Source organism: Winogradskyella poriferorum (assembly GCF_036553625.1).
GTDB classification, from domain to species: Bacteria; Bacteroidota; Bacteroidia; order Flavobacteriales; family Flavobacteriaceae; genus Winogradskyella; species Winogradskyella poriferorum.
On record NZ_JAZHOU010000002.1, the window covers coordinates 152607 to 178702 of the forward strand.

The 26096-nt window shown below is 33.1% G+C and carries 27 protein-coding genes; 10 read left to right on the forward strand and 17 right to left on the reverse strand.

Annotation, left to right across the window (positions count from 1 at the left end):
* Positions 1-36: 36 nt before the first annotated feature.
* The 9 genes from V1468_RS06840 to V1468_RS06880 all read right to left on the reverse strand — a co-directional run bounded on the left by V1468_RS06840 (position 37) and on the right by V1468_RS06880 (position 8097).
* A complete protein-coding gene (locus V1468_RS06840) occupies positions 37-819 on the reverse strand; it encodes a hypothetical protein (protein ID WP_331809490.1) in 783 nt (260 codons plus the stop codon).
* Between the two features lie 147 nt (positions 820-966).
* A complete protein-coding gene (locus tag V1468_RS06845) occupies positions 967-1317 on the reverse strand; it encodes a hypothetical protein (RefSeq protein WP_331809491.1) in 351 nt (116 codons plus the stop codon).
* Between the two features lie 250 nt (positions 1318-1567).
* Positions 1568-2227 carry a hypothetical protein gene (locus tag V1468_RS06850; RefSeq protein WP_331809492.1) on the reverse strand — a complete coding sequence of 220 codons (660 nt, stop codon included), beginning with the start codon at positions 2225-2227 and terminating at the stop codon, positions 1568-1570.
* A 196-nt stretch (positions 2228-2423) separates the two neighbouring features.
* Complete coding sequence (locus tag V1468_RS06855) at positions 2424-2990, reverse strand: hypothetical protein (protein WP_331809493.1); 567 nt, start codon at positions 2988-2990, stop codon at positions 2424-2426.
* Positions 2991-3146: 156 nt separating this feature from the next.
* A complete protein-coding gene (locus V1468_RS06860; RefSeq protein WP_331809494.1) occupies positions 3147-3605 on the reverse strand; it encodes a hypothetical protein in 459 nt (152 codons plus the stop codon).
* 159 nt (positions 3606-3764) lie between these two features.
* Positions 3765-4292: a hypothetical protein gene (locus tag V1468_RS06865; protein ID WP_331809495.1), complete on the reverse strand. Its 528-nt coding sequence runs from the start codon at positions 4290-4292 to the stop codon at positions 3765-3767.
* A gap of 283 nt (positions 4293-4575) precedes the next feature.
* Positions 4576-4998, reverse strand: coding sequence for a hypothetical protein (locus V1468_RS06870; RefSeq protein WP_331809496.1), 423 nt, complete (start codon positions 4996-4998; stop codon positions 4576-4578).
* Between the two features lie 187 nt (positions 4999-5185).
* On the reverse strand, positions 5186-7330 hold the full coding sequence (locus V1468_RS06875) for a M3 family metallopeptidase (RefSeq protein ID WP_331809497.1): 2145 nt from the start codon (positions 7328-7330) through the stop codon (positions 5186-5188).
* Positions 7331-7392: 62 nt separating this feature from the next.
* Positions 7393-8097 carry a peptidylprolyl isomerase gene (locus tag V1468_RS06880; RefSeq protein WP_331809498.1) on the reverse strand — a complete coding sequence of 235 codons (705 nt, stop codon included), beginning with the start codon at positions 8095-8097 and terminating at the stop codon, positions 7393-7395.
* 2 nt (positions 8098-8099) lie between these two features.
* Between V1468_RS06880 and V1468_RS06885 the strand changes: the two genes are divergently transcribed.
* Together V1468_RS06885 and V1468_RS06890 are read left to right on the forward strand one after the other, a co-directional pair.
* Entirely contained in the window at positions 8100-8741 is a 642-nt protein-coding gene (locus V1468_RS06885; RefSeq protein WP_331809499.1) for an NUDIX hydrolase, read from the forward strand.
* A 48-nt stretch (positions 8742-8789) separates the two neighbouring features.
* Positions 8790-9587 carry a lysophospholipid acyltransferase family protein gene (locus V1468_RS06890; protein ID WP_331809500.1) on the forward strand — a complete coding sequence of 266 codons (798 nt, stop codon included), beginning with the start codon at positions 8790-8792 and terminating at the stop codon, positions 9585-9587.
* 87 nt (positions 9588-9674) lie between these two features.
* Here the strand turns inward: V1468_RS06890 and V1468_RS06895 are convergent, their stop codons facing one another.
* Complete coding sequence (locus tag V1468_RS06895; RefSeq protein WP_331809501.1) at positions 9675-10307, reverse strand: hypothetical protein; 633 nt, start codon at positions 10305-10307, stop codon at positions 9675-9677.
* 4 nt (positions 10308-10311) lie between these two features.
* Positions 10312-10806: an RNA polymerase sigma factor gene (locus V1468_RS06900; protein WP_278005687.1), complete on the reverse strand. Its 495-nt coding sequence runs from the start codon at positions 10804-10806 to the stop codon at positions 10312-10314.
* A 137-nt stretch (positions 10807-10943) separates the two neighbouring features.
* Between V1468_RS06900 and V1468_RS06905 the strand changes: the two genes are divergently transcribed.
* The gene (locus tag V1468_RS06905; RefSeq protein ID WP_331809502.1) at positions 10944-12215 is read left to right on the forward strand and encodes an NAD(P)/FAD-dependent oxidoreductase; all 1272 of its coding nucleotides are present in this window, start codon (positions 10944-10946) and stop codon (positions 12213-12215) included.
* Between the two features lie 183 nt (positions 12216-12398).
* Here V1468_RS06905 and V1468_RS06910 read toward each other — a convergent pair whose 3' ends face one another.
* A complete protein-coding gene (locus V1468_RS06910) occupies positions 12399-13076 on the reverse strand; it encodes a lysoplasmalogenase (protein WP_331809503.1) in 678 nt (225 codons plus the stop codon).
* Between the two features lie 131 nt (positions 13077-13207).
* Here V1468_RS06910 and V1468_RS06915 point away from each other — a divergent pair, with 131 nt between their 5' ends.
* Together V1468_RS06915 and V1468_RS06920 are read left to right on the forward strand one after the other, a co-directional pair.
* Positions 13208-15358, forward strand: a complete 2151-nt coding sequence (locus V1468_RS06915; RefSeq protein WP_331809504.1) for a TonB-dependent receptor — start codon at positions 13208-13210, stop codon at positions 15356-15358.
* A gap of 91 nt (positions 15359-15449) precedes the next feature.
* Positions 15450-16178: an energy transducer TonB gene (locus V1468_RS06920; protein ID WP_331809505.1), complete on the forward strand. Its 729-nt coding sequence runs from the start codon at positions 15450-15452 to the stop codon at positions 16176-16178.
* A gap of 74 nt (positions 16179-16252) precedes the next feature.
* Here V1468_RS06920 and V1468_RS06925 read toward each other — a convergent pair whose 3' ends face one another.
* Positions 16253-16783, reverse strand: coding sequence for a GNAT family N-acetyltransferase (locus V1468_RS06925; RefSeq protein WP_331809506.1), 531 nt, complete (start codon positions 16781-16783; stop codon positions 16253-16255).
* Positions 16774-17328, reverse strand: coding sequence for a thioredoxin family protein (locus tag V1468_RS06930; protein WP_331809507.1), 555 nt, complete (start codon positions 17326-17328; stop codon positions 16774-16776). The genes V1468_RS06925 and V1468_RS06930 overlap by 10 nt, the downstream gene beginning before the upstream one ends.
* 60 nt (positions 17329-17388) lie before the next feature.
* On the opposite strand from V1468_RS06930, the gene V1468_RS06935 reads away from it, so the two are divergent.
* The gene (locus V1468_RS06935) at positions 17389-17730 is read left to right on the forward strand and encodes a tRNA-binding protein (RefSeq protein ID WP_331809508.1); all 342 of its coding nucleotides are present in this window, start codon (positions 17389-17391) and stop codon (positions 17728-17730) included.
* A gap of 147 nt (positions 17731-17877) precedes the next feature.
* On the opposite strand, the gene V1468_RS06940 is transcribed toward V1468_RS06935, so the two are convergent.
* The 3 genes from V1468_RS06940 to V1468_RS06950 all read right to left on the reverse strand — a co-directional run bounded on the left by V1468_RS06940 (position 17878) and on the right by V1468_RS06950 (position 22683).
* Entirely contained in the window at positions 17878-20388 is a 2511-nt protein-coding gene (locus tag V1468_RS06940; protein WP_331809509.1) for a M14 metallopeptidase family protein, read from the reverse strand.
* Between the two features lie 86 nt (positions 20389-20474).
* Positions 20475-20864, reverse strand: a complete 390-nt coding sequence (locus tag V1468_RS06945; RefSeq protein WP_331809510.1) for a PUR family DNA/RNA-binding protein — start codon at positions 20862-20864, stop codon at positions 20475-20477.
* Positions 20865-20925: 61 nt separating this feature from the next.
* A complete protein-coding gene (locus V1468_RS06950; protein ID WP_331809511.1) occupies positions 20926-22683 on the reverse strand; it encodes an ABC transporter ATP-binding protein in 1758 nt (585 codons plus the stop codon).
* Positions 22684-22816: 133 nt separating this feature from the next.
* On the opposite strand from V1468_RS06950, the gene V1468_RS06955 reads away from it, so the two are divergent.
* The 4 genes from V1468_RS06955 (at position 22817) to yajC (ending at position 25904) form a co-directional block, all read left to right on the forward strand.
* The gene (locus V1468_RS06955) at positions 22817-23920 is read left to right on the forward strand and encodes a Glu/Leu/Phe/Val family dehydrogenase (RefSeq protein WP_331809512.1); all 1104 of its coding nucleotides are present in this window, start codon (positions 22817-22819) and stop codon (positions 23918-23920) included.
* Between the two features lie 92 nt (positions 23921-24012).
* Positions 24013-24957, forward strand: a complete 945-nt coding sequence (gene nusB / locus V1468_RS06960) for a transcription antitermination factor NusB (protein WP_331809513.1) — start codon at positions 24013-24015, stop codon at positions 24955-24957.
* A gap of 111 nt (positions 24958-25068) precedes the next feature.
* A complete protein-coding gene (locus tag V1468_RS06965) occupies positions 25069-25605 on the forward strand; it encodes a DUF1573 domain-containing protein (RefSeq protein WP_331809514.1) in 537 nt (178 codons plus the stop codon).
* An 8-nt stretch (positions 25606-25613) separates the two neighbouring features.
* Positions 25614-25904, forward strand: coding sequence for a preprotein translocase subunit YajC (gene yajC, locus V1468_RS06970; RefSeq protein WP_331809515.1), 291 nt, complete (start codon positions 25614-25616; stop codon positions 25902-25904).
* Positions 25905-26096: the final 192 nt, after the last annotated feature.

Genomic DNA, 26096 nt, shown 5'->3' on the forward strand with positions numbered 1-26096 from the left:
AATAATAACCGTTTTCGCGCGACTATGCGGTAGGTGTTAATTTTCAGTTTCTTTTTTATAAAATTCTTTAAATATCAATTCAGGCGTTTCATCTTTTAATTTCGTTTTGTTCTTTTGTGTAGAGATAATTTTAATTTCATCATCGATGAAAATCCCTTTAGTTATTCTTTTGACTATTTCCTTTTCAGGTTGTTCTATTAAAGTCACTTCTATCATATTTGGAAGCTCTTTTTCTTTTTCAGTCGGTGTTTCGTCTGCTGATATAAATCCAAATCGTTTCTCTCCGTTGCCTAAATAGTATATAAAACGTATTGTTGCGAGCTTATTTATATTCGGAATATTTTTAAAGGGAATTTTTAAGCTGAAATCATCTTCCAGTATCATTTCAAACTCTTCAATTTCCCAATCTTCTTCTCCCAAATCAAAAAGAAATGCGATATTGATATTTTTGTTAGTTAAGTCAGAGCCTTTATCCGTTTTAAATTCTAGTTGGAAAAATTCGTTTTGGTTGTTAGTTGAAAAACTAAAATGAGAATCACTTGCTTTTACCTCATACTGGTCATAAAAAAAGATTGTATCGTTTTTTCTTTCCCAAATTCCATTATATTCTCTCCAAGTTAAACAAGAATTAATTACTTGTCTACTCCAAAATTCAAATTCACTGTCTGTTTTGAGAGTTATTTCAGATATTTTATTGTCAATTACCCAACCTTGATTATTTCCAATCCGTGAATCATTCACATAAGAAACAGGTGTTTTTTGCCCAAAAATATACTGAACTAGCAGAAGTGAAAATAAGATTGCAAAGATGCTTTTCATAATTTTGGGCAACGGTTTTGTATAACCGTAAATTACGGGATTAAAGATAGTGTTTTACGGTTAAGAACTGGCGTTAGCAATTCCGAGTGGATTCGGACGCAGTCGAATCCGCCGTAATTGCGGTTATACATTGTTGTAAACAGTGCTTTATTCATTTTTCAAATCCAATTTCAGGAAGCTTATGTCAGTCACTTCTTTTTTATTCTTAGATAATTTAAGTGCGATTTCATAATTCTCATTTTTTGGTGATTTCGTGAACACAATTGCATTAATTGGATGATGGTAATATTGAAAGTCAAATTCCGCATTTTTTTCAGTCAGTCCGATTTTAATTTCCATTGCATCCTTCCATTCGATAAACGGATACAATGTGGAAGACAAAGGACTTCTGTCAGGTGATGTATGCCATTCTTTATGTTCAAATCTGGAATTGTTATTTCCGTCGCAACTTATCATTAGGATATTTATGGTCAGAAATAAAGCAAAAATTTTATTCATTCAATATCGATATTTTATTTCCATCGTCCTGCTTGGGGCATTGTTTACAACGTTCTGTGTATGGACAGTAGGGCAGATTCGAAGGACTTCACTTTCGGTTTACCACTAAGCCAAAACAAACGTTTTTGCTTTTAATTTTCTTTTTGTTAAACGTCAAAACTTTGTTTTGGCGTTGCCTGCTCAAAGAACAGAACTTTCAATTTATCTCCAAATGCCCTATTGGCTATACACCTTGTTAGCAACTGTTTTTTTATACTTTCCAAAATGATATGAAGCTTTTAATCTTCATCAGCTTATTAAATCCTATTGCTCCATTCTTCCAAAATTCAGAAGCTTCTATTGAACCTTTTATCAAATTGAATATTTCAGGTTTGTTTTCTTTGTAGTCATCTTGAACCTTGTCAAGGCTTCCAACCCCATTTTTAATAATTTCTTTTAATTCAATAAATCCTTTTTCAACTTCTTGATGTCTAAGCTGAGCGATAGTGAAATTTGTAATAACATTTTCGGAAACAGTGAAAAATAAGACAGAAGGTGAAGGAAGGTTTTCCTTATTTATTAGGTTTTCAGCAATGATTTTAGGGCTAACGTTTACAGGTCCGCCAATTTTTTGCACCCCTAGTTCAATATGCATTAAGTTGGATTCGGAAGCTACTTTACTTTGATAATCTAAATATTGACTGTTGATATAAAATACGGTTAGTTTATCTCCTGAGATATAGTCTAAAGCATCAAAGTATTTTTGGTTTTGAAGTATTTCTATGACCTGTGGATCTTCAAAGTCGTAAACAATTAATGCGAATGCTAGTGCTCTTTTCTCTTTAAAGTGATTCGCACAAGTTTTCATAATGTATTCTATGAGATTACTTATGGACGAAAATTCACCTTGATTGTTTTGTATTTGATGCATTTCTTAATAGTTGCCAACGGTCTCGTATAACCCTCAGTTACGGGATTAAAGTTAATAATTTTCGGTTTAGCACTGACGTTAGCAATTCCGAGTGGATTCGTTTAAGCCTGCCCTGAGCGCAGTCGAAGGGTAGTCGAATCCGCCGTAATTGCGGTTATACATTGTTGTAAACAGTTTTTTATCCGTCATAACCGAACTATTCATTCAAGCATTTAACTTTGTCTGTCTCAATTTCTTTAAACTTATTTTCGTTTAAATCAATAATCCAAGTTTTTAATATTTTATCGAAATATTCAACTTCCTCATTTTCAACCAAGCTAAATATTATTTTGTTATCAGGATTTTCAATTAACTCACAATGAGTTAAGGCAATATATTGGTCGGAATTTTCAAATGTCAAACTCACTTCATCAAGAATTGAATAATTGGGTTTAGGTGATGAGTTTTTTATTATTTTTTCTAGAATTAAGACTTTTAAACTGTCCTTTTGAATGTAAACCAAAGCTTTGTCAGAATTACCTAAAACTTGTCCGCTGATTTTTTTAAATCCGTTATACTTTTCTAATTCTGTAATATCCCGAAAAACCGCATTTTCAGAATTCTTTTTTGAGATAGAATTGTTGTCAGATTTGGGTTCCGTTTCTGAATTATTTTTGTCAAGTTCAATTTTTGAATCAGTATTTCTTTCTGATGATTTCTTTTCTTGTTGACAACTAAAAGTCAAAAAAAGAACTAAAATTATAATGCTTTTTATGGTTTTCATAAATTGTTTACAACGGTTTTGGCTATGGTTTCGTTACGGAATGGTACGCGAGTATCATTCCGCCGTAACCATAAATTTAGCAAAAAGGCTCGAAATTCCGATTAGGAATTTCAGCCGTAATGAACTATAGCCGTTGTTGGCATGTCGTTTTTATTTCTACCAACTCAAACAGAAACTGTTTTCACCATTTTTTCTATCAATTTCCATTGAGCCTGATTCCGCTCCATAAGTCCAGTCCGCAAAGAATTGAAGTTCAATCGGATTAGATTTATTCAAGAGTTCTACTTTTCTTATATTCCAGATTCGAGTATTTGCGTACTCTTTGGTGTTTCTAGTATCAGTATCCAAAGTCCATTTTATTTGTCCATTCTCTTTTAAAGTCAAAATAGGTGAGAGCGAGTCAGTTCGGTTGTCAATAATTAATTTTCCATTTTCAGATAAGTCAAATTCTTGAGCTGATTCCGAAATTTTTATTGGTTCAACTAATACAGCAATAAATGGTCCATCATCCATTCCACAATCATCAGCCAACCAATTAAATGATAAAAAGCCATAGATTAAGTAACCTAAAAATGCAAAAATTGCAACAGCTATAATTATTAAAATTCGTTTCAATTTATTTTTTTAGGATTTTGGGTTTAAATGCATGCCAACGGTCTCGTATAACCGTCAGTTACGGGATTAAAGATAATGATTTTCGGTTTAGTACTGACGTTAGCAATTCCGAGTGGATTCGGACGTAGTCGAATCCGCCGTAATTGCGGTTATACATTGTTAGGCACTGGTTTTTATTTTTGTTGTTAAGAACTCAATGATCTTACTAAATTCAGATTCTCCTAATTCAGATTTTCCAACAATATAGCTATGATTAACATCTTTGGTTTTAATAAATATGTTATTGTCTATTATTTCAAACCCAGTAAATAGAGACCAATCTAATTTATAATCACACTTAAAGCATTTATACCTGAAATATTCATCTTTGAATTCCCACACACTTATATCTTGAACTTCTTTCTGCTCTAACGAGAACTTTTCAGATTCAAAGAAGTATCTTTTTTTATTTTTATGATAATATTGATAGTATTCATAGTATTTGTAGAAAAATAACAGACTTAAAACAATAAATACATAACCAATATTACCATTGCCATAAACAGCTAATATTCCGAGTAAGAAAAATGGAATTCCAATATATAATTTTGATTTGTTCTTTTTAAAACCTTCAGACCAAACATTGTCAAATTGAAGCTTCATTTGTTCATTATAAATATTTTCGTCAAATGGAATTTCAAATTTCATTTCGCAGTGTTTTGTTAACTTATGCCTAACGGTCTTGTATATGGCTCGTAGCGTGTAAATTAGAAAATTATTTTCGGTTGAGCACAAGCCAGATTTTTAAATTTTACTATTTATCTTTTTTATTGGAAAGTCGTCAAATTTAAAAATTTGGCGACTTTCCAAATATGCCTTAACTTCATTTAAGCAGCTGATTAGCTATGAGTTATATACGGTGTTGCCCACAGTTATTTCCGCGTTCAGATGCTATTTCGATTTGTTAAAAATAATTGCCTACAATCATTTATTAATCTTCGTAAGTGAATGTTCTTGGATTTGATGTAGCAACATTTCCGCTCGCATCTGTTGCGGTGAAAACTACATTATAAGTTCCCGCATTCGTTGTGCTAAAATTTTCAGAAATCAAGAGTTGAGTATCGCTATTCGGTGTACTTTCAGCATTATCTTCTAAAACAATAGTTCCGTCACTATTCGTAACTGTTAATTTCATTGTCGATATTCTTGTTTCGTCAACACCTTGCGCTGTTAAATTTACTAATTCAGGACCTAATCCATTTCCTAAATCCGTTGAATACGTTTGGTTTAAATCTGGACTTTGTATTGAAATTGTTGGTGCAGTTGTATCTGCGTTTGAGTCATCGTCGCTTGAGCAATTCGTAAATGTAATTCCGATTGCTACTAAAGCACTTAAAAAAATAGTTTTTTTCATTCGTTCGTTTTTGTTAGTAATGTTTGTTTTTAATTGTGGGCAACAAATGGATATACATATTACGTATATCCAACTTATATATTTATAATGAACAATTTAAAAAAAAATAATAGTACTTCTTCTCAATAACTAAAAATAAAAAGCCATCACAATTTGTGATGGCTTTTAAATATATATTGAAAACATCTTAATTCTTAGGAACAGGAAAGCCTCTATCGCGCATTAAGGCTTCAATCTTAGCGTCACGTCCTCTAAATAGTCGGTACGCTTCTGCAGGATCCATAGCGTTGCGTGGTGCAAACAAGTATTTTACTAATTTGTCAGCAACAGCTTTGTCGTAAAACCCATCTGGTGCTTCTTTAAAAGCTTCAGAGGCATCACTCGTTAATACATCTGCCCACATATAACCATAGTATGCTGTGGCATAACCTTCACCAGAAAATACGTGTCCAAAATGTGGTGTTCTGTGACGCATTGGCAATTCTTTTGGCATACCTAACTCGTCTAAGGCTTCACGCTCAAATTTATCTATATCTATATTAGTTGGATCTGCTAAGTGTAGTTTCATATCAATTAAAGCAGAGGCTAAATATTCTGTCGTACCAAAACCTTGATTAAACGTTGCTGTTTTTTTAATTTTTTCAACCAATTCTGCTGGAATTGGTTTTCCTGTTTCGTGGTGTACCAAAAATTGATTGATAACTTTATCTGTAGATAACCAACGTTCTAGCAATTGCGATTGAAACTCGGTATAATCTCTAACACCTCCCTGTAAAGTTGGATACTTTACATCTGCCGCAAAGAAGTGTAATGCGTGCCCAAACTCATGGAAAAATGTTGTAGCATCATCCCAAGACACTAAAACCGCTTCGCCAGGTGCTGGCTTTACAAAGTTAGAGTTGTTAGATGCTAATACATTGGTTTGCCCTTCAAAAGTGGTAGAACTTCTGTAAGTTGTAGCCCAAGCACCAGAACGCTTACCTTCGCGAGCATAAGGATCTAGATACCAAAGCCCAATGTGTTTGCCAGAGTCTTTATCTGTAACTTCCCAAACCTTTACATCCTCATGAAACACAGGGACTGAGCCTTCTTCAACAGGTGTAAATTTATAATTAAAAATTTCTCCAGCCACAAAGAACATAGCTTCGGTTAATTTGTCTAACTGAAGGTATTGTTTTACTTCATCGCTATCTAAATCGTATTTCTTTTTACGAACTTTTTCGGCATAGTAACGGTAATCCCAAGGTTCTATCGTAATGTTATCGCCAAGCTCATTTGCAACAGCTTGCATGTCTGCAACTTCTTCTTTAACTCTTGCGGTTGCTGCAGGCCAAACCTTTAGCATTAAATCCATAGCGTTTTCAGGGTTTTTTGCCATTCGGTCTTGTAATCTCCACTCAGCATAATTATCATAACCCAACAGTCCGACACGTTCTTTACGTAGTTTTAAAATTTCGGCAATAATTTGATTGTTATCGTATTCATCTCCATTATCTCCTCTAGAGTAGTAGTTTTCCCAAACCTGCTTACGTAATTCTCGCTCAGTAGAGTAGGTAAGGAACGGATCCATAGAAGAGCGTGTGTTGGTAATAGCATACATGCCTTCTTTGCCTTTGTCTGCAGCTATTTTAGCAGCCGATTTTATAAAACCATCAGACAAACCACCAAGTTGGTCTTCGGTTAAATAAGTCACATAGTTTTCTTCATCATGCAGCACATTGTTAGAAAACTTAGTGTATAAGGTTGAAAGTTCTTTGTTTATTTCGGCATAGCGTTTTTTCTTTTCAGCATCAAGGTTGGCACCATTCATTTCAAATTGTTTGTATGTTAAATCTACAACACGTTGCTCTTGTGGTTCTAGAGAACTTTTTTGTGAAGCTTCATAAACGGCTTTGATGCGTTGAAAAAGTTTTTCATTCTGAGAAATCTTAGAACGAAATTCTGAAAGTTTTGGTGCTAATTCTGCTTGAACTTCTCTAAATTCTGGTGAAGACATATTGCTAGATAATATGCCATAATAGGTAAACACACGATCTAAAGTTTTGCCTGCACTTTCCATGGCGACGATGGTGTTTTCAAAAGTTGGTGCTTCTGTATTATTGGCAATGGCATCAATTTCTTCTAATTGTAATTCCATGCCTTTTTCAACAGCTTCTTTTACATCAGCTACATTCATTTTGTCAAAAGCAGGAACACCTTGGTAAGGGCCTGTCCATTCTTGTAACAGAATATTTTCAGTCATTGATTTGTCGTCGGTTTTTTGTTCTTCTTTGCAACTTGTAAATAAGATGATACTGCTTAAAACGGTAGCTTTAAATACTTTAGAAATCATTGTTTTAGTTAAATTAGTTTTAGAGAAACAAGATAAAGAAAATAGTGCAGTAGACTTCTTAATTATTCTATAATTTCTACCTTTCTAATGTAAACATTATTTACTGGCCAGTTACCATCATCGGTCTTTACAGCATTAATTTTATCTACCACATCCATGCCTTTTATAACTTCTCCAAAAACTGTATAGTCACCATCTAGATGTTTGGCTTTTTCTCTGTTTACAACAATAAAAAATTGAAATGGCGAGGCGAGTTTGTATGCGTTTTCAATTTCGCTACTTGGCATTGAGATAGAACCACGTTGGTGTGTATAGCCACGTTTAGTATCTGGAGGTAAAAGATATTTTCCGATTTTGCGTCGCTTTTTATAAAGGTCTAAGCCATCACTGCTTCCTCCTTGAATTATAAAATCTTTTACAACTCTGTAAAATTGTGTACCATCAAAGTACTTACGTTTGGTAAGATAAATGAAATTAGAACGATGAAACTTGGTTTTATCATAGAGTAATAGGTCTATATCTCCAAAATCAGTTGTAAGTCGTACTTTATTCTCCTTGTGTTCTTTGTCATATTCTAAAAAGAACTCCATGGCATTAGCATCCGTAAGAACAGGGAATTTTGATGTTTTTTTAGTTTTCTTTTTTTGAGTTGGCTTCTCCTTTGATATAGTATCTTTTACAACAGTAGTGTTAGAATTTTTTGAAGTTTGCTTATCTTCACAGTTCCATAAAAAAAGAACGATTATAAACATTAATTGAAATCTCATAAATGCGCTTTAATACGTTTTCTGAATCTGTAGTAAAAATAAAACATCTAGAGCTTTTTGGCGAACAATCGCACGCCAAAATGTCTCCACCTTACCGATTAGACTTGGCAGAACGCATGAAGGAAAAAGCTAAAACGGCTAAGACTGCTGGTGTTATGGCTTTGTTTTATCCAGATCAAAAAGAGGAAACGCATTTGGTGTTAATTCTAAGAAAGACCTACAAGGGTGTACACTCTAATCAGGTTGGTTTTCCTGGCGGTAAGTACGAGGATACCGATGATAATTTAATGTTTACTGCTTTGCGAGAGACAGAAGAAGAAGTTGGTGTACCGATGGATAAGGTGAATGTAATTAAGACCATTTCACCATTGTACATTCCACCAAGTAATTTTATGGTGCATCCTTATTTAGGACTTATGGATACAACACCGCAGTTTGTAAAACAAGATGAGGAGGTAGAGGATATTCTCGAAGTTCATATACAAGAATTTTTAGACGAAAGTAATATTATTACCACTAATGTGCCGACATCCTTAAATATTAGGGTAGATGTACCAGCCTTTAAATTAAATGGTCATATTGTTTGGGGAGCAACAGCAATGATGCTGGGTGAAATCAAAGACTTGTTAAAACAAGTTTTATAAGTTGTCTTATTTATTACTTTTGTCATTCACAAAAATTGAAATTTTATAATGGGATTATTCAAAAAAAATCCTTTCGGACATATACTCTGGGTAAAAAAATGGTTAATCAGAATCTTAGGCCTTTTAACACATAGACGTTTTAGAGGTTTTAACGAACTGCAGATTGAAGGTTCTGAAATTATAAAAAACTTACCAGATACCAATGTGTTATTTATATCTAACCACCAAACATACTTTGCAGATGTTATAGCTATGTTTCATGTGTTTAATGCCAGTCTTAGCGGACGATTAGACAATATTAAAAATGTTGGTTATTTATGGAATCCTAAGCTAAATATGTATTATGTTGCTGCTAAGGAGACGATGAAATCTGGTTTAATACCTAAAATTTTTGCGTACACAGGTTCTATTAGTATAGAGCGTACATGGCGTTCGCAAGGAAAGGACGTTAATCGCCAGGTTAAAATGAGTGATATTACAGCTATAAAACGCGCATTAGATGATGGTTGGGTAGTTACGTTTCCACAAGGTACTACAACACCATTTAAGCCAATTAGAAAGGGTACAGCTCATATTATAAAAACATACAAACCTTTGGTTGTACCTATTGTTATTGATGGTTTTAGACGTTCTTTTGATAAAAAAGGATTACGTATTAAAAAGAAAAATATCTATCAAACTTTTGAAGTAAAAGAGCCTTTAGAGATAGATTATGATAATGAATCTATAGCAGAAATTGTTGAAAAGATTGAATATGCCATTGAGCAACATCCTTCTTTTTTAAAGGTTATTCCACAAGAAGAATTAGAAGAACAAGAGCGCTTAAATAAACTTCGTGATTGGTAATTTTGCCCGACTAGACTGCAGACGAGATGCTAGTTTGATCACATATGTCTAAAAGTCTGATGAGTCTAAAACTCAAATAATCTAAACTCAAACTTCTAGTTTTTTAAGCTCACTATAATTGCTATTCAGACGTTTTAATAGAATACCGTAAATAAGTCTGTAAAATAGCCATATAATTCCTAAGAATATTGCAGTTACTAATATAGTTACAGCAACAAGAACTGTCATTTGGGTGTTGTCAAAAGCAGCAACCTGATCGTGAAATTCTGAGTTTTGATTAAATTCAAAATAAAGCGAAAGCGGTATAGAAATAAAAATCATAACAAGGTTGTAGAGTACATAGTACTTAATCACTTTTCTTGTTTTTAAGATGCTCTCCATTAATTTTTTTGCGTTATCTGTAGAGGATATAGATTTATGAGATTTGTAAAGTAGATATACAAATAATGCAACTACTGCAAAACCAAAAATTGTTAATCCTGTAAAAAGAGGGTTTTCATAGCTGGCTTCTAGTTTTGCTCGCATTTTATCAGAAAAGAAATACGGAACATAACTGACAAGTACCCAAAAGACAAGTTCTGCAACACTAATGTAAAACAAGGTTTTTACAATAGACGATGATTTTTTATGCAACATTGGGTAAATATCAGAACCTGAATAATTTTTGAATGTTTCAGTTCCTTTGTTCCAATCCTTTTTTAATAACTCTAATTCATCCATGAGCTTACGGATTTAAAATTGTTTTTAGTTTCTTTTTTACACGGTTCATTTTCACTCGTGCATTTACTTCTGTGATACCTAGTGTTTCACTTATCTCTCTGTAATCTTTATCTTCTAGGTATAGAAATACTAACGCTTTTTCAATGTCATTTAACTGTTGTACAGCTTGGTACATAAGCTTCAACTGTTGTTCTTCGGTGTCGTCGTATTCTTCAGCTTTTATTTTAAATTGAACACTATCAAACTCTTGTGTATTAATGCGTCGTTTCGATTTTCTATACAGTGTAATGGCTGTATTTAATCCTACACGATACATCCATGTACTAAATTTAGAATCTCCTCTAAACTTAGGATAGGCTTTCCACAGTTGTATGGTTATTTCCTGAAACAAATCGTTATGCGCATCGGCATTGTTGGTATACAAACGACATACCTTATGTACAATGTTTTGATGCTTCTGCAACTGCTCTACAAAACTATGTTCAAGTTCTTTGTTCAATTAATCTATTTGGTTAGTTATACTATTAGTAGTTGTAATGTTAATATTGTTACAAAATTGAAAGACATTTCTTTAATCAACCTGTTTTAGGGTTCTGAATTCGTATTTTTGTAAGTATAATTTCCAATTACATTTTTATGAATATTCCTCAGTCCAATCTACCAAGAGTTGTCATTATTGGTGGTGGTTTTGCTGGTATAAATTTAGCAAAAACAATAGCGAATAAAAATCTTCAAGTTGTATTAATAGATAAGCACAACTACCACACCTTTCAACCGCTTTTATATCAGGTGTCTAGTTCTGGTTTAGAGCCAGATTCTATAGCTTATCCACTGAGGAAAATTATAAAAAAGCATAAAACTTCATTTTTTAGATTGGCAGAAGTCAATGAAATACAACCAGAGCAAAAAAACATTAAAACCAGCATTGGAGATTTAACCTACGATTACTTAGTGTTGGCAACAGGAACAAAAACTAATTTTTTTGGCAATACAGATATTGAGAAGAATAGTATGCCAATGAAAAGTGTACCACAAGCATTAAATATTAGAAGTCTTATTCTTCAAAATTTTGAAAAAGCAGCAATTGCAAATACAAAAGAAGAGCGCGAAGCCTATCTTAACTTTGTTATTGTAGGAGGCGGACCAACTGGAGTAGAATTAGCAGGTGCTATTGCGGAATTAAAGAATAATATTTTACCAAGAGACTACCACGATCTTAATGCTAATGACATGCATATTCATTTGTTAGAGGGTTCAACAAGAGTTTTACCTCCCATGAGTGAGCATGCTTCTAAAAAGGCAGAGAAATTTTTAAAAGCTTTAGGTGTAAACGTACACTGTAATACCCAAGTTACAGATTATGATGGGTTAGTGGTATCTACAAACACAGATTTAAAATTACAATCCGAAACTTTAATTTGGGCAGCAGGAGTTACAGGTGCACCAGTAGGAGGATTAAATGCTTCTGCTCTGGTAGATCGTGCCAACAGATACAAGGTGAACGAATTTAATCAAGTTGAAGGTTACGATAATATTTTTGCCATTGGAGATATTGCGCTTATGACTTCAGAAGATTACCCTAAAGGTCATCCGCAAGTGGCACAACCAGCTATACAACAAGGAAAGTTATTGGGTAAAAATTTATTAAAATTAGCGCAAAAGCAACCAATGAAACCTTTTAAGTATTTTGATAAAGGTTCTATGGCGACTATTGGTCGTAATAAAGCTGTAGTAGATTTAAAACCTTATAAGTTTGGTGGCTTTTTTGCCTGGTTTATTTGGATGTTTGTGCACCTTATGTCTTTAGTAGGTTTTAGAAACAGAGTGATTGTGTTCTTTAACTGGACATACAATTACATTAATTTTGATAAAGCAGCACGACTAATTATTAGACCATATAAGAAGTAAACCTTTTTATTTTTATAAAATTCGTCAGTTCGAGTGATTCTGAGGTACGAGGAATTGTATCGAGAACTTTTTTAATGCTATAATTCTGATTCTCGATACTAATTTTTCTCATTTCAATCGAAAAATCCACTCGAATTGACGCATCAATTATGTCATATTTTCATAAAACTGAAGATGTGAGGCTTAACCTCTTTTCAACTTCAAAATTCCTATTACAATTAAAAACTGCGCCAAGGCATAAGTTAGCATAATGCTTATGTTAGAGAAGGGTAGTGGCTCATAGAATTTGTTTAAGGCTAAAATGCTATCAGAAATCATAAAGAAAATAGCACCAGTAAATACTAGATTGTAACTGAGGTTGTTTACCATGCCTTTTCTTAAAAATGCTGAGGTTGCCATGCTCAAAATTACAATCATATAGACAATTACAGGAATAAGCATGTCGCCCAAACCATCTTTTAGTAAATAGAATAATCCTGAAGCATATATTAATAAAAACACTATAAAGCCAATAAAGGATTTTTGCTTGTTTCTATGTTTTAAAAACGCAAGAATGTACATGATATGTGCAGTTAAAAAAGCAACGAGCCCAATGGTAAAAAAGTGAGGTGATTGCTCTACAAACATTAATAATATATCGCCTAATAACGAAAACACTAAAGCCAAAAGCGTAATCCGTTTTATAGATTTTGAAACGCCTTCAGAGGTTTTAATAAACAAAAAGATTAAGCTAATAACAATTGCAGGCTTGGCTATATAATGTGCCATTTTTAAGGTTTCTGTGCTTCCTGATATAATTTCAAACAGAACAATTACAAAGAATAAAACGCTGAATTGTTTTTCGGTGTTGGTTAGTTTCATAATCTGAAATTAATTAAAAATTTTCAATTCGTCTATCAAAAATTACAACTCAGTAAATTAGAATTTGGTTCATATTAAGAATGATTGAAGTTTGTCTCATCAAAACAAGAACAAATCAAATCAATCAAAAAATGAATAAGTTAATTACTCTAATAGTTTTATGTCTCATCAATATAAACTATGCACAAACTACAATTTCTGGTAAGATTCTAGATAATAAAAATCAACCGATAGAAGGAGCCAATGTATATCTCGATGGTACTTATGACGGAGCAACATCTAACGTGGATGGTGAGTTTTCATTTACCACAGAAGAAACAGGAACACAAGCCTTAGTGGTTTCATTTTTATCGTATGAAACAAAGACCATTGTAGACGATGTTTCAAAATTCCAAAATATAAATATCATCTTGAGAGAAGATGTAGAGTCTCTGGATACTGTAGTGTTGAGTGCTGGTACGTTTGAAGCAAATGACAATAGTAAAGTGTCTGTGTTAAAACCACTCGATGTGGTAACTACAGCAAGTGCGCTAGGCGATTTTGTAGGTGCATTACAAACCTTGCCAGGAACCTCTAATGTGGCAGAGGATGGACGTTTGTTTGTGCGTGGTGGTAATGCAGACGAAACCCAAATTTTTATTGATGGTATTAGAGTTTTTACTCCGTACTCGCCAACGGCCAACAATATGCCAACTCGTGGCCGCTATTCTCCATTTTTGTTTGATGGTATTACGTTTTCAACAGGTGGTTATTCTTCAGAATTTGGGCAGGCATTATCTAGTGTTTTATTGTTAAACACGATTGATGAACCAGTTCAGGAAAAAACAGATATTGGCTTAATGACCGTTGGAGCTGCTTTAGGAAATACGCAAAAATGGGAACGTTCTTCGCTTAGTTTTAATGTAAATTATATTAATCTGGCACCTTATTTGGCTGTTTTTAAAGATAGAAACGATTGGCAAACACCTTACCAAGGTGCGCAAGGAGAAACGGTTTATAGATATCGTCTTAACAATGGTATGCTAAAATTTTATGCCGCTTTTGATACTTCTAAATTTCAATTAACACAAGAAGATATCAATTTGGAAGAAGGCTTAGATTTTAAATTGAATAATAACAACTTCTATCTTAATACATCATACAAAGGCATCTTAGAAAATAATTGGACCTTAAGTACAGGACTAAGTTACACCTATGCAAAAAATGATTTGGGTGTAATGACAAGTGATATTGAAAACTCAGAAAACTCTGCTCATGTAAAGTTGAAATTAAAAAAGCGATTCAATAGTAGATTTAAGTTGAGTTTTGGTGCAGAGCAGTTTATTACAGACTTTAATGAAGATTTTAAAGAAGAGACAATAGACGTCACTTATGGTTATGACAATAATATTACAGCAGGTTTTGCAGAAGCAGATTTAATTTTTTCAAAAGACTTCGCATTAAAAGTAGGATTGCGTGCAGATTACAGTTCAATATTTAGTGATCTAGATGTTTCACCAAGAGCTGCATTGGCATACAAAACTTCTAAAAACGGACAAATGTCTTTGGCTTATGGTAATTTTTATCAAAACCCAAACAGTTCAATATTAAAGTTTAATCAAGATTTAAAGGCAGAAAAAACATCACATTACATATTAAACTATCAATATGTTAATGATGGTAAAATCTTTAGAGCAGAAGCTTATAGAAAAGACTACGACAACTTAGTGAAGTTTGATACTGAAATGACGTCATTCGATAGCAATTACAATTCTAATGGAGATGGTTATGCACAAGGTTTAGATGTGTTTTGGAGAGATAATACAAGTATTAAAAATCTAGATTATTGGGTAAGCTATTCTTATTTAGATACTGAACGTAATTACAGAAATTTTGAAGCATCTGCGCAGCCAGGTTATGCCACCAATCATAATTTATCTGTTGTTGGTAAATATTGGATAGACAGCTGGAAAAGTCAAGTTGGACTTAGTTATAATTTTTCTTCTGGACGACCATATACCAACCCAAATACTAATGCGTTTTTAGGAGAGCGTACAAAGTCTTTTAATAGTTTAAGCTTCAATTGGGCATATTTATTAGATCAACAAAAGATTTTGTACTTCTCTGTAAATAACGTGTTAGGTTTTAATAATGTAAATGGTTATCAATATGCTAATACAGCAGGTATCAACGGCCAGTTTAATCGTAGAGCTTTAAAGCCTGCTCAAGATCAATTCTTTTTTGTCGGCTTCTTTTGGACTATTAGTGAAGACGGAAGCGACAACCAGTTAGATAACCTTTAAATGTTAAAATAATGGGTTTGTTCCAAACATGATAAATGTCATATGTTTTACGCTTTATGATGGGTAACTTTATACTATAAAATTAAACGTCATGGAACTAAAGAAGAACCCAAGAGCCAATGTAGGTCGAAACAGCAGTTTATATTTTGCTGTTGGCTTAAACGTAATGTTACTCCTTACATACTTAGGACTAGAACATAAGACTTACGAAGTAGAGACGACTAAAGTTGATGTTTTAATGTTAACAGAGCAATTGGAAGAGGATATTCCTATTACAAATATTAGTATTCCTCCGCCACCTCCGCCACCAAAAACAGTAGTTTCTGAAGCAATAAAAGTAGTAGAAGATGTTGTTGAAATAGAGGAAACGGTTGTTGAGAGTAGCGAGATAGGACAAGACGATATTATCGAAGAACGTGTAGTAAGTGTAGAAGAAGTTGAGGTAGAGGAAGTTGAGGAAGATGTAGAAGTGCCATTTGCGGTTATTGAAAAAGTACCTCAGTTCCCTGGTTGTACTGGTAATAATGCTGAATTAAAGGCTTGTTTTCAACGAAAAATGCAAGAACATTTACAGAAGCATTTTAGATATCCTGATGCAGCAGCAGAGCTTAATATTCAAGGTAGAGTATTTGTATTCTTCTTAATAGATAAACATGGTAAAGTTGCCAAAATTCAAACACGTGGACCTAATGATTTATTAGAAAAAGAAGCATCACGTATTATAAGTTTATTGCCAAAAATGGAACCTGGCAAACAACGTAACAAACCAGTTGGTGTTCCTTATAGTATACCAATTAACTTTAAATTACAACAACAATAAATTAAATTCAATATATGGTTTAGATAAATTTTTGATTGATTGCAAAACCTCTTCGGAAGAAGAGGTTTTGTTCTTTATGGAGTTGGATTTTGCAAAGTATACCAATTACAAAGTTCATTATCATATGTAAAAGTACCAGAAGGCTTTAAGCCTATTTTCTTAAGAATAATATTAGAAACAGTATGCCTCGCATAAGCAGCAGCACAAATTTCTTTGAGTTTTAGATCATTAAAGCCATAATGTAAAGACGCAATTGCAGCCTCTGTAGCAAAGCCGTGTCCCCAAAATTTTTCTTTTAGTCTGTAGCCTAAATCATAATAATCAAATTCTTTGCGTACTTCACGCTCAAATTTTAGTCCAGACCAACCTATAAATTCACCAGTATCTTTTTTTATCATCGCTAAGCGACCAATTCCATAGTCTTTATACTGCTGTAAAATGCTTTTAATATAGCCTCGAGATTCTTCAATCGATGTTACAGGATTATTCCCTAAAAACTCATGCACTTTAGGGTTAGAGTCTAACTCAAAGAAGTCTTTATCGTCATCTTCTTTGATAGGTCTCAGATAGAGACGTTTGGTTTCTATTTTAGGGTTTATTTCCATTTAATATTACAACCCATACTAGGTTTTTGGTTTGGGTTTATAATTTCATTGTTTAAAAGTGCATCCATAGCAGCTCTTAAATCTTCACCAGTAACAGGAATATCATTTCCTGGTCTAGATCCATCCAATTGCCCAGCATATACCAATTTTAAATCTTCATCAAACAAGAAAAAGTCTGGTGTACATGCAGCATCATAGGCTTTTGCTACAGCTTGTGTTTCGTCGTACAAATACGGAAAAGGATAGTTGTTTTCTTTGGCATGTATTTTCATTTCATCAGGACCATCTTGCGGATAGTTTTCTACATCATTACTTGAAATAGCTATGCAATTAATACCTTTTGATTTATAATCGTTTGCTAATTTTACTAATTCTTCATTAACATGAATTACAAAAGGGCAGTGATTACATATAAACATTACCAATGTGCCGTTAGCTCCTTTAAGTTGGTTTAATGATTTTTTTTGATTGTCTTTAGTATCTACCAAATTGAAATCTGGAGCTTTTGTGCCTAAAGGCAGCATATTTGATGGTGTTAAAGCCATTATATTTTTGTATTTTAGAAGTTCATTTAAAGGATTAAAAGATACTGAAACGAGTTCAGCATGACAACAGATAATATAATAACATTTGAAGACTTTACAAAGGTAGATTTAAGAGTGGGAACCATTGTTGAAGTGAACGATTTTCCAAACGCACATAAACCTGCTTATCAACTCACTATAGATTTTGGTGATTTAGGTATTAGAAAATCTTCTGCTCAGATTACAACGCAGTACAAAAAAGAAGATTTAGAAAACCGTCAGATTGTAGCAGTTGTTAATTTCCCTAAAAAGCAAATCGCCAATTTTATGAGCGAATGCCTTGTTGTTGGTGCTGTAAAAGAAAATGACGTCTTTTTATTGCATCCTGAAAGTAAGGTTAAAAACGGCTCGCAAGTATCGTGATGTTTGTTTAACTGTCAAATCGTTTAATCGTTAAGATGTTTATTTGTGTATTTGTTTAGTGAATTATTAGGTTTTTAGTTTCACTACTCACTACTCACTACTCACTACTCACTACTCACTACTCACTACTCACTACTCACTACTTAACTACATCTCATCCCTAAAGAAAATAGCATTCATTAATAATTTATTAGTGCCATACCAAAACGCTCTAAAGTTGGTGTTGTCTGTAAAAGCCATGATTTTTCCGCGTCCAATTCTTCCCGTTTTAAATGGAATAGTTTGTACTAAACTCTCTAAGTTTTCTTCAGAAATATAACCGCTTAACAAAGGCTTTTCTGAATATTGAATTGGATTATCATAACTGTTCTTGTTAGGTTTTATAAATAATGTTGTGTTTCTAAACATGGCTAACTTATCGTTTTTATAGCCAAAATTAATTGGGTGGGAACGGTCTAACTCTGTTTCAAAAATAGCACCACCTATAACTTGTGCTCCTCTAAAATTACTTCGATCTTCAAAGCTTATGTTTTTTGCTTTTAAGGCGCTTTTCTTTTTAAAATTAATTTTCATTAACTCACTGGAATTTAACCAACGCAATGTGTTTCTGTAAGCTATTAGAGAGCCACCATCTTGTAACCATTGTTTTAGTTTCTTGGTATTACCATTGTCTAATGCCGAATTAGAATTTACCATTATAATAGTGTTGTACCTACTTAAATCAGCTCTGCTAAAATTTTTGGTATCTAATTTTGTTGGTACAATATCATACCTAGTATCTAGTAAATGCCAGATCTCGCCAGCATCATAAGAAGTAACACCATCACCAACCAACAACGCTATTTTAGGAAGTTCTAATGCTCTAAAATTTCGGCTTCCAAGATCTATACCTTCATTTAAACCTGTAGATACTGCATCTATTTCGATATGACTTTCTTGGGCAGTACTGTTTAAAAATGAATACAATTCAGAAGCTTCCATATCTTGATTTTGTACAGGAATCATAATCGTACCATAATCGTAAGACTTTCCATTAGCTTTAAAATTTTTCATGCTTACCTTAGCACGAATTCCTTTTTTAAGAATTGAATTTAGAAGTTTTGGCGCATAATATTCATTCCAAGTAAATAGATAAGCATATTCACTTTTTGAAGATACTCCACCTTGTAGATGTTTTAACTCAGTGACAACATTGCTAGCCTTTTCCATGCTAGTTTCAGTATAATCGAGATTAAAAGCTAGTGGAAACGTCCATGCAGAAATATCATAAAACAAACTGTCTTGAAACGTTGTTCGTTTTTCAAACATTGCATTTATAAGTCGTGTGTTCTTTTGGTTTTTAGGAATTACGTAACTGAAACCTTTTTTATAGGTTTTACCATTTAATGCAACATCAGATTTTAAATGATGAAATTTTATGTTGTGGCGTTTAAGGATTTCAGCCAAGTGATAGGTTTTGGCAGCATCTTTTTCATCACCAAAGATTATAGCTTTATTTCCTTCTTTTGAAGCTTCTTTACGTGCGTTTTTATAAAAATCATGTTGATATTCTAGTATTTCTTTTCGCATTCCATTTGCAGCTTCGAGAGTGGATAGTGCTGCTGTAAATTGGTTTTTAATAGTAAAAGGAAAGGTGAGAAGTCCATTGTCACTTTCTTGAGCATGACCTCGAGAACTCGCTTGTTCAAACAAAATACCTATGCCACCATTTATATCCGGAAATGTTGAGCCTTTTCCGTAATAAAAATCATCAAAACTTTCTTTGGAATAGTATAAAGATCCAATTTTATCTAGCGCTTTAGCATGATGTTTGGCAATACCTTTTGTCAATTCCTGATTCATTTTTGGAGTTAAAGGATGTGTGCGTGAAGGAATACCAGGTTGAAAAAAGAAACTCGAATTAGTGCCCATTTCATGGTGATCGGTTAAGATATTTGGTAACCAATCGTGAAACGTTTGTATGCGTGCTCTAGACTCTGGTAACTGTACAGGTAGCCAATCTCTATTCATATCAAACCAATAATGATTGGTGCGACCACCAGGCCAAACTTCACTAAACTCTCTATCGTTAGGGTCGGCATTAAGATTCATACCACGGTTAGTATTTGCCCAATAAGCAAAACGTTGTAAACCATCAGGATTTAATGATGGATCAAAAAGTATTATTGTATTCTCTAGTAAATCTTCAATTTCAGTGCCTTCTGCAGCAGTTAGGTAATAGGCTACGGCTAATGCTGCATTGGATCCGCTAGGCTCATTGCCGTGTATAGAAAATCCTTGATAGACAACAATAGGTCTGTTATTAAAATTTGAAGCATTATTTTCTGTGGCTTCTAGATGCTGTGTTTTTATGGTCTCTAAATTGGTATGGTTAGAAGGTGACGTTATAGTTAATAAAACAAGTGGTCTGCCTTCAAACGTTTTGCCTCTATCTTCTATACTTACACGATCTGATGCTTCAGCAAGTTCTCGCATATACTGCACAAGTTTGTCGTGTGTAATATGCCACTCACCAACCTCGTGTCCTATGATGCTTTTAGGTGTTGGTATATTGGGATTATAGGTTACATCATTGGGTAGATAATAAGATAAATCTGTTTTAGATTGCGAAAAGAGGGTAGTGGTAAATAAAAGGAAAAATAGAGCAATGCGTTGCATGTATTTATAATGTTGGTTAAACCCTAAAAATAAAAAACCCTAACTAAATCTAGTTAGGGTTTTTTATAATTTAACAGAAGTTAATTCTAAATGTCGTCGAAACTTATGTCTGTAAAACTCTCTGTTCCGTTTAAGTTCTCAGCTGTTTTTGTTTCCTGAGTTGCAAAATCGTCTTCGCGTTTAAAATCTCTTTGATGGCGCTCGCTAATTACTTCTTCACCTTTTTCGTTAATAATGTAATCCGTCATCTCAGCTAAAATTTCTCTAAACTCAGAAAAATCTTCTTTGTAAAGGTAAATTTTGTGCTTTTTGTAGTGGTAAGAACCGTCGTCGTTAGTAAATTTTTTGCTTTCGGTAATGGTTAGATAGTAGTCTCCAGCTTTTGTTGCTCTTACATCAAAGAAATAAGTTCGTCTGCCAGCGCGTAAAACTTTAGAATAAATCTCTTCTTTATCCGTCATTTCATAATCGCTCATAAATCAATCTTTTTTTAATTTCAACTCAAAAATCTAAAAAAAAAGTAAACTGACAAACAATTTATTGCATTTCTTTTTCTGAGAGTTGCTTTGTGTAAAGTTCCTTATAATATCCATCGATATTCATAAGATTTTCATGATTTCCGGTCTGTGTAATTTTACCATCTTCTAGGACAATTATTTGATCGGCATTTTTAGCTGAAGATACACGATGACTTACAATTATGGTAGTTTTATTCTTTGTTAATCTTACCAAGTTTTTAAGAATTTTTTCTTCAGTTTCTGTATCTACAGCAGATAGGCAGTCATCAAATAGAAGGATTTCAGGCTTTTTAATAATAGCTCTGGCGATAGAAACACGTTGTTTTTGACCTCCTGACAAGGTTATGCCACGCTCACCTAAAATAGTATCGTAACCTTTACTAAAGCCAATAATGTTTTTATGAACTTTGGCATCTTTAGCAGCATCAATCACTTCCTCATCTGTGGCGTCTTCCTTACCAAACTTAATGTTGTTTTTTATAGTGTCTGAAAACAAAAATGCATCCTGTGGCACGTAGCCTATACTTTCTCTTAGGCTGTAAAGATTAAGTTCGGAAATCTTAGTATTGTCTATTAAAATATTTCCATTATCAACATCATATAATCTGCCAATTAGGTCTAATATTGTAGATTTTCCTGAGCCTGTTTTACCAAGAATAGCTAAGGTTTCTCCAGACTTTAAAGTAAAACTAACATCCTTAAGAGCCTCAATATTAGTATCTGGATAGACAAAAGAAACATTTTTAAATTCAATATCACCTTTAATAGGTGTAAGTTCATGAACCTTGTTCTGAATGTCTGGTTCTGTTTTTAAAAACTCGTTAATACGCTCTTGTGAGGCTTCTGCTTGCTGTACTAAAGACGTAACCCAACCCACTGTGGCTACAGGCCAAGTGAGCATATTAACATAAATGATAAACTCAGCTATGGTACCAATATTTTCAATTTCCCCATTCATATATTGCATTCCGCCAACATAAATTACGATGAGGTTGCTAATACCAATTAGAAGTATCATTAATGGGAAGAAAAGTGCTTGTACCTTAGTTAGATTAATTTGTTTTTGGCGGTTTTCTGCTGAAAGCCCTTCAAATTCATCATTTGTTTTTGGTTCTATTCCATAAGACTTTATTACCGAAATTCCACTAAAGGTTTCCTGGGCATAGGTAGATAAAGTAGATAATGATTGTTGTACAATCGTACTGCGTTTATTGATTAATCTACTTAATTTATAAATAGAAACAGATAAAATTGGTAAAGGTAATAATGTGTATAGTGTAAGCTTCGGTGCTGTATTTACCATGTAAATAATTGCTACAGTAAATAGCGTAATAGTATTAATAGTATACATTAGAGCAGGACCAACATACATGCGTACTTTACCAACATCTTCACTAATACGGTTCATTAAATCACCAGTTCTGTTTGACTTATAAAAGTTTAAGGATAAAACTTGGTAATGTTGGTAAATTTCATTTTTTAAATCATATTCAATATATCTAGATACATTGATAATGGTTTGCCGCATTAAAAAAGTAAATATTCCGGCAATAATTGCTGCACCTATAATTAACAAGATATTAGTTATAAGATCGGTTTTAAAAACTTCATAAGATATTTTTCCATCTAGTTTATCCGAGATAATATTTATAGAATCACCAACGAAACGAGGTGTAAACAAGACAAATATCTTAGAAACAATTGTAATTACTACACCAATAATTAATCGATATCTATATTTGTAAAAGTATTTATTAAGATGTTTTAATGCCTTCATAGTGTATTTGGTCGGTCAAAAGTATTACGATAATCTGATTTAGACGTTAATATTTTGCTAATCCTCTAATTATGGTTTATTTTTGCACGCTGTTTTTAAATAATTTTCAAACAGCCTTAAATCTTATTCAATAATGACTTCAGAATTAATAAGTTCTAAAGAACTTACAAAAGCAGATCCTGTATTTGGTCAGGTCTCATTTGATGATCACGAGCAAATCGTTTTCTGCAACGACAAAGATACTGGTTTAAAAGCTATAATTGGTATACATAATACTGTTTTAGGTCCAGCTTTAGGAGGTACCAGAATGTGGAATTACAGCAACGAGTGGGAAGCACTAAATGATGTGTTGCGTTTATCTCGTGGTATGACCTTTAAATCTGCGATAACAGGATTGAACCTTGGTGGTGGTAAAGCTGTAATAATAGGAGATGCTAAAACTCAAAAAACTCCTGAATTAATGCGTCGTTTTGGTGAGTTTGTACACTCTTTGAGCGGAAAATATATAACTGCAGAAGATGTGGGTATGGCAACAGAAGACATGGATACTGTAAGAGAAGTAACACCATATGTTACAGGGATTTCAGAAAGCAAGGGAGGCGCAGGTAATCCATCACCTATAACAGCTTATGGAGTATTTATGGGTATGAAAGCTGCTGCTAAATTTAAATATGGTTCTGATGTTTTAGAAGATAAATCTGTATATGTGCAAGGTATTGGCCATGTTGGTGAAGGATTAGTTGAACACCTGGTAAATGAAGGTGCAAAAGTAACTATCGCAGACATCAACCAAGAACGCTTAGAGGAAATACGCTCTAAGTATGGTGTAACTATATATGGAGGTAATGACATTTACAGTGAGCCTATGGATATATATGCTCCATGTGCTCTGGGTGCAACTATCAATGAAGATACCGTGTATAGATTACAAGCTGATATAGTGGCTGGCGCAGCTAATAACCAGTTAGCAGAAGAAAACAAGCACGGAAGAATTTTGCAAGAAAGAGGCATTGTTTACGCGCCAGATTTTTTAATTAATGCAGGCGGAATTATTAATGTCTATGCAGAATTAGAAAACTATGATAGACAAGAAATAATGCGTAAAACTGAAAATATTTACAATACAACGCTAGAGATTTTAGACAATGCTAAAGTTAATAACCTTACAACACATGCTGCAGCATTAAATATAGCAAGAGAGCGTATAGAAACTCGTAAAAGAGAAAATTCTAAATAATTTTTTTCAGAATTAAATAATAGTATTTTTGCAAGGTGAATCAGAAAACGATTCACCTTTTTTTAGTAACGATATAAAGCAGTTCTGTATACATGCTAAACAGAAGACACATAAGAATAAAAGTAATGCAATCATTGTATGCTTTTAAAGGTCATGAAAGTGAGGACCTAGTCAAAGATGAAAAGTTTTTAATGCACAGTTTAGACAGCATGTTAGATTTGTACCTTTCTATCCTAGCTCTGCTTACTGAGTTGCACAAAAAGAGTAAAGACTATAACGAAAAACTTCAGAAAAAGCTTTTAGGGTCTGAGTCTGACAGAAATCCAAATACAAAGTTTCAAGATAATACACTTCTAAGCATAATTAGTGACAATAAAATGTTACAAGATGTTATCGCAAAACGAAAATTGAATTTTTGGGATTTAGATTTTGAATATGTAGACATACTTTTTAAAGAGATAAAAAGTAGTAGTTTGTATGAAGAATACATGAGCAACCCAGAAACTGGGTTAAAAGTAGATAAGAAATTTATAATAGACATCTATACAGAAATCATAGCACCAAATGACAAGCTTTATGATTATTTTGAAGATAAAAAATTAACTTGGATAGATGATTTCCCTGTTGTAAATACAGTGCTTTTAAAGGTTTTAGGAAAGCTTAAGTTAACTTCGCCAGAGACAAAGCTCTTACCTGAATTATATAAAGATGAAGATGATAAAGAGTTTGCAAAAGAACTCTTTAAAAAAACAATACTCAATAACTCTAAATTTGCAGAAGAGGTATCTAAAAGAACTACCAATTGGGACACAGAACGTTTGGCTAGTTTAGATGGCTTACTTTTAAAAATGGCTTTGTGCGAGTTTCAGAAGTTTCCATCCATTCCATATAAAGTAACCATTAATGAATATCTTGAAATAGCTAAGGAATATTCCACACCAAAGAGCAGCTTATTTATTAATGGAATACTAGATAAAATTGTAAAGGAATATCAGTCTAATAACCTATACCCAAAAACAGGTAGAGGACTTATGTAATAGTATTTCTTTTAGAAAGATGTTAAGGACATTCTAAAAGTTTTAATTGCTGGGAATAATTATTACCTTTGACAACTTAGAGAATCAATAATATTAATTAAAATATAAGTAATGAAAAAGATTATCTTAGGAATGAGCGCATTATGCATGGTGGCTTTTACTTCATGTAAAGAAGATGCAGCTAGTAAAGTAAATTCAGAAAATGTAGCCGTTGCAGCAGAAAGAGATGCTAATGCAGGAGATTTTCCGGTGATGGAATTAGATAAAACAGTACACGATTTTGGTACTATTGAAAACGGAACACCTGTAGAAACAATATTTAAATACAAGAATACAGGAAACTCTATGCTTGTAGTAAGTAACATTAAGAGTACATGCGGTTGTACAGTACCATCTAACTATACTAAAGAAGTTGCACCAGGACAAACAGGTCAATTTACAGTAAAGTTTAATGGAAAAGGAAATGGTAAAGTATCTAAGTCATTAACAATGACAACTAATACAGAAAAGGGTACTGAGATTGTTAAAATTACAGCAATGGTAAACAATCCAGATGCTGCTAATAAGGCTGCAGTACAAAAGAACCCAGTTTCAACAACAACCAGAACGTCAACTAAGCCTGGACACGAAGGGCATAACCACGACTAATAATTAATATGGAAGGATTAGGTTCATTTTTACCATTTATTGCCATTTTTGCTGTGATGTATTTCTTTATGATTGCACCTCAGTTAAAACGACAAAAACAAGAGAAAAAGTTTGCTAGTGAAATGAAGCGAGGTGATCGTATAATTACCAAGAGCGGAATGCATGGCAAAATTGTAGAATTAAACGATAAAGATAACAGCTGTGTTATTGAAACGTTAGCAGGGAAAATTAAATTTGACCGTTCTGCAATCTCAATGGAAATGAGTAAAAAATTAAACACACCTGCTACTGTAAAGTAGAAATAGGGTTATAAAAACTATAGAAAAGAGCCACTCAATTTGAGTGGCTCTTTTTTTTATTTTATAGATTTTAATAGTAAATAACTGATTTCTAATTTTCTAAAATTTAAGCATAAAAATTATTTGTATTTAGTCTAAATAAAGTTTTTTTTGATGATTTAGGGTTTTATATTTGCGCCTTATTTAAAACAA

Excerpts from the sequence above, each read along its gene's own strand:
- V1468_RS06905 (WP_331809502.1), top strand. The coding sequence starts at position 10,944 with ATGAATATTCCTCAGTCCAATCTACCAAGAGTTGTCATTATTGGTGGT.
- yajC (WP_331809515.1), top strand. The coding sequence starts at position 25,614 with ATGGAAGGATTAGGTTCATTTTTACCATTTATTGCCATTTTTGCTGTG.
- V1468_RS06855 (WP_331809493.1), bottom strand. The coding sequence starts at position 2,990 with ATGAAAACCATAAAAAGCATTATAATTTTAGTTCTTTTTTTGACTTTT.
- V1468_RS06890 (WP_331809500.1), top strand. The coding sequence starts at position 8,790 with ATGGGATTATTCAAAAAAAATCCTTTCGGACATATACTCTGGGTAAAA.
- V1468_RS06925 (WP_331809506.1), bottom strand. The coding sequence starts at position 16,783 with ATGGAAATAAACCCTAAAATAGAAACCAAACGTCTCTATCTGAGACCT.
- V1468_RS06875 (WP_331809497.1), bottom strand. The coding sequence starts at position 7,330 with ATGATTTCTAAAGTATTTAAAGCTACCGTTTTAAGCAGTATCATCTTA.
- V1468_RS06955 (WP_331809512.1), top strand. The coding sequence starts at position 22,817 with ATGACTTCAGAATTAATAAGTTCTAAAGAACTTACAAAAGCAGATCCT.
- V1468_RS06935 (WP_331809508.1), top strand. The coding sequence starts at position 17,389 with ATGACAACAGATAATATAATAACATTTGAAGACTTTACAAAGGTAGAT.
- V1468_RS06865 (WP_331809495.1), bottom strand. The coding sequence starts at position 4,292 with ATGAAATTTGAAATTCCATTTGACGAAAATATTTATAATGAACAAATG.
- V1468_RS06885 (WP_331809499.1), top strand. The coding sequence starts at position 8,100 with ATGCGCTTTAATACGTTTTCTGAATCTGTAGTAAAAATAAAACATCTA.
- V1468_RS06895 (WP_331809501.1), bottom strand. The coding sequence starts at position 10,307 with ATGGATGAATTAGAGTTATTAAAAAAGGATTGGAACAAAGGAACTGAA.
- V1468_RS06840 (WP_331809490.1), bottom strand. The coding sequence starts at position 819 with ATGAAAAGCATCTTTGCAATCTTATTTTCACTTCTGCTAGTTCAGTAT.
- V1468_RS06945 (WP_331809510.1), bottom strand. The coding sequence starts at position 20,864 with ATGAGCGATTATGAAATGACGGATAAAGAAGAGATTTATTCTAAAGTT.
- V1468_RS06965 (WP_331809514.1), top strand. The coding sequence starts at position 25,069 with ATGAAAAAGATTATCTTAGGAATGAGCGCATTATGCATGGTGGCTTTT.
- V1468_RS06920 (WP_331809505.1), top strand. The coding sequence starts at position 15,450 with ATGGAACTAAAGAAGAACCCAAGAGCCAATGTAGGTCGAAACAGCAGT.
- V1468_RS06870 (WP_331809496.1), bottom strand. The coding sequence starts at position 4,998 with ATGAAAAAAACTATTTTTTTAAGTGCTTTAGTAGCAATCGGAATTACA.
- V1468_RS06850 (WP_331809492.1), bottom strand. The coding sequence starts at position 2,227 with ATGCATCAAATACAAAACAATCAAGGTGAATTTTCGTCCATAAGTAAT.
- V1468_RS06915 (WP_331809504.1), top strand. The coding sequence starts at position 13,208 with ATGAATAAGTTAATTACTCTAATAGTTTTATGTCTCATCAATATAAAC.
- V1468_RS06910 (WP_331809503.1), bottom strand. The coding sequence starts at position 13,076 with ATGAAACTAACCAACACCGAAAAACAATTCAGCGTTTTATTCTTTGTA.
- V1468_RS06940 (WP_331809509.1), bottom strand. The coding sequence starts at position 20,388 with ATGCAACGCATTGCTCTATTTTTCCTTTTATTTACCACTACCCTCTTT.
- V1468_RS06845 (WP_331809491.1), bottom strand. The coding sequence starts at position 1,317 with ATGAATAAAATTTTTGCTTTATTTCTGACCATAAATATCCTAATGATA.
- V1468_RS06930 (WP_331809507.1), bottom strand. The coding sequence starts at position 17,328 with ATGGCTTTAACACCATCAAATATGCTGCCTTTAGGCACAAAAGCTCCA.
- V1468_RS06950 (WP_331809511.1), bottom strand. The coding sequence starts at position 22,683 with ATGAAGGCATTAAAACATCTTAATAAATACTTTTACAAATATAGATAT.
- nusB (WP_331809513.1), top strand. The coding sequence starts at position 24,013 with ATGCTAAACAGAAGACACATAAGAATAAAAGTAATGCAATCATTGTAT.
- V1468_RS06880 (WP_331809498.1), bottom strand. The coding sequence starts at position 8,097 with ATGAGATTTCAATTAATGTTTATAATCGTTCTTTTTTTATGGAACTGT.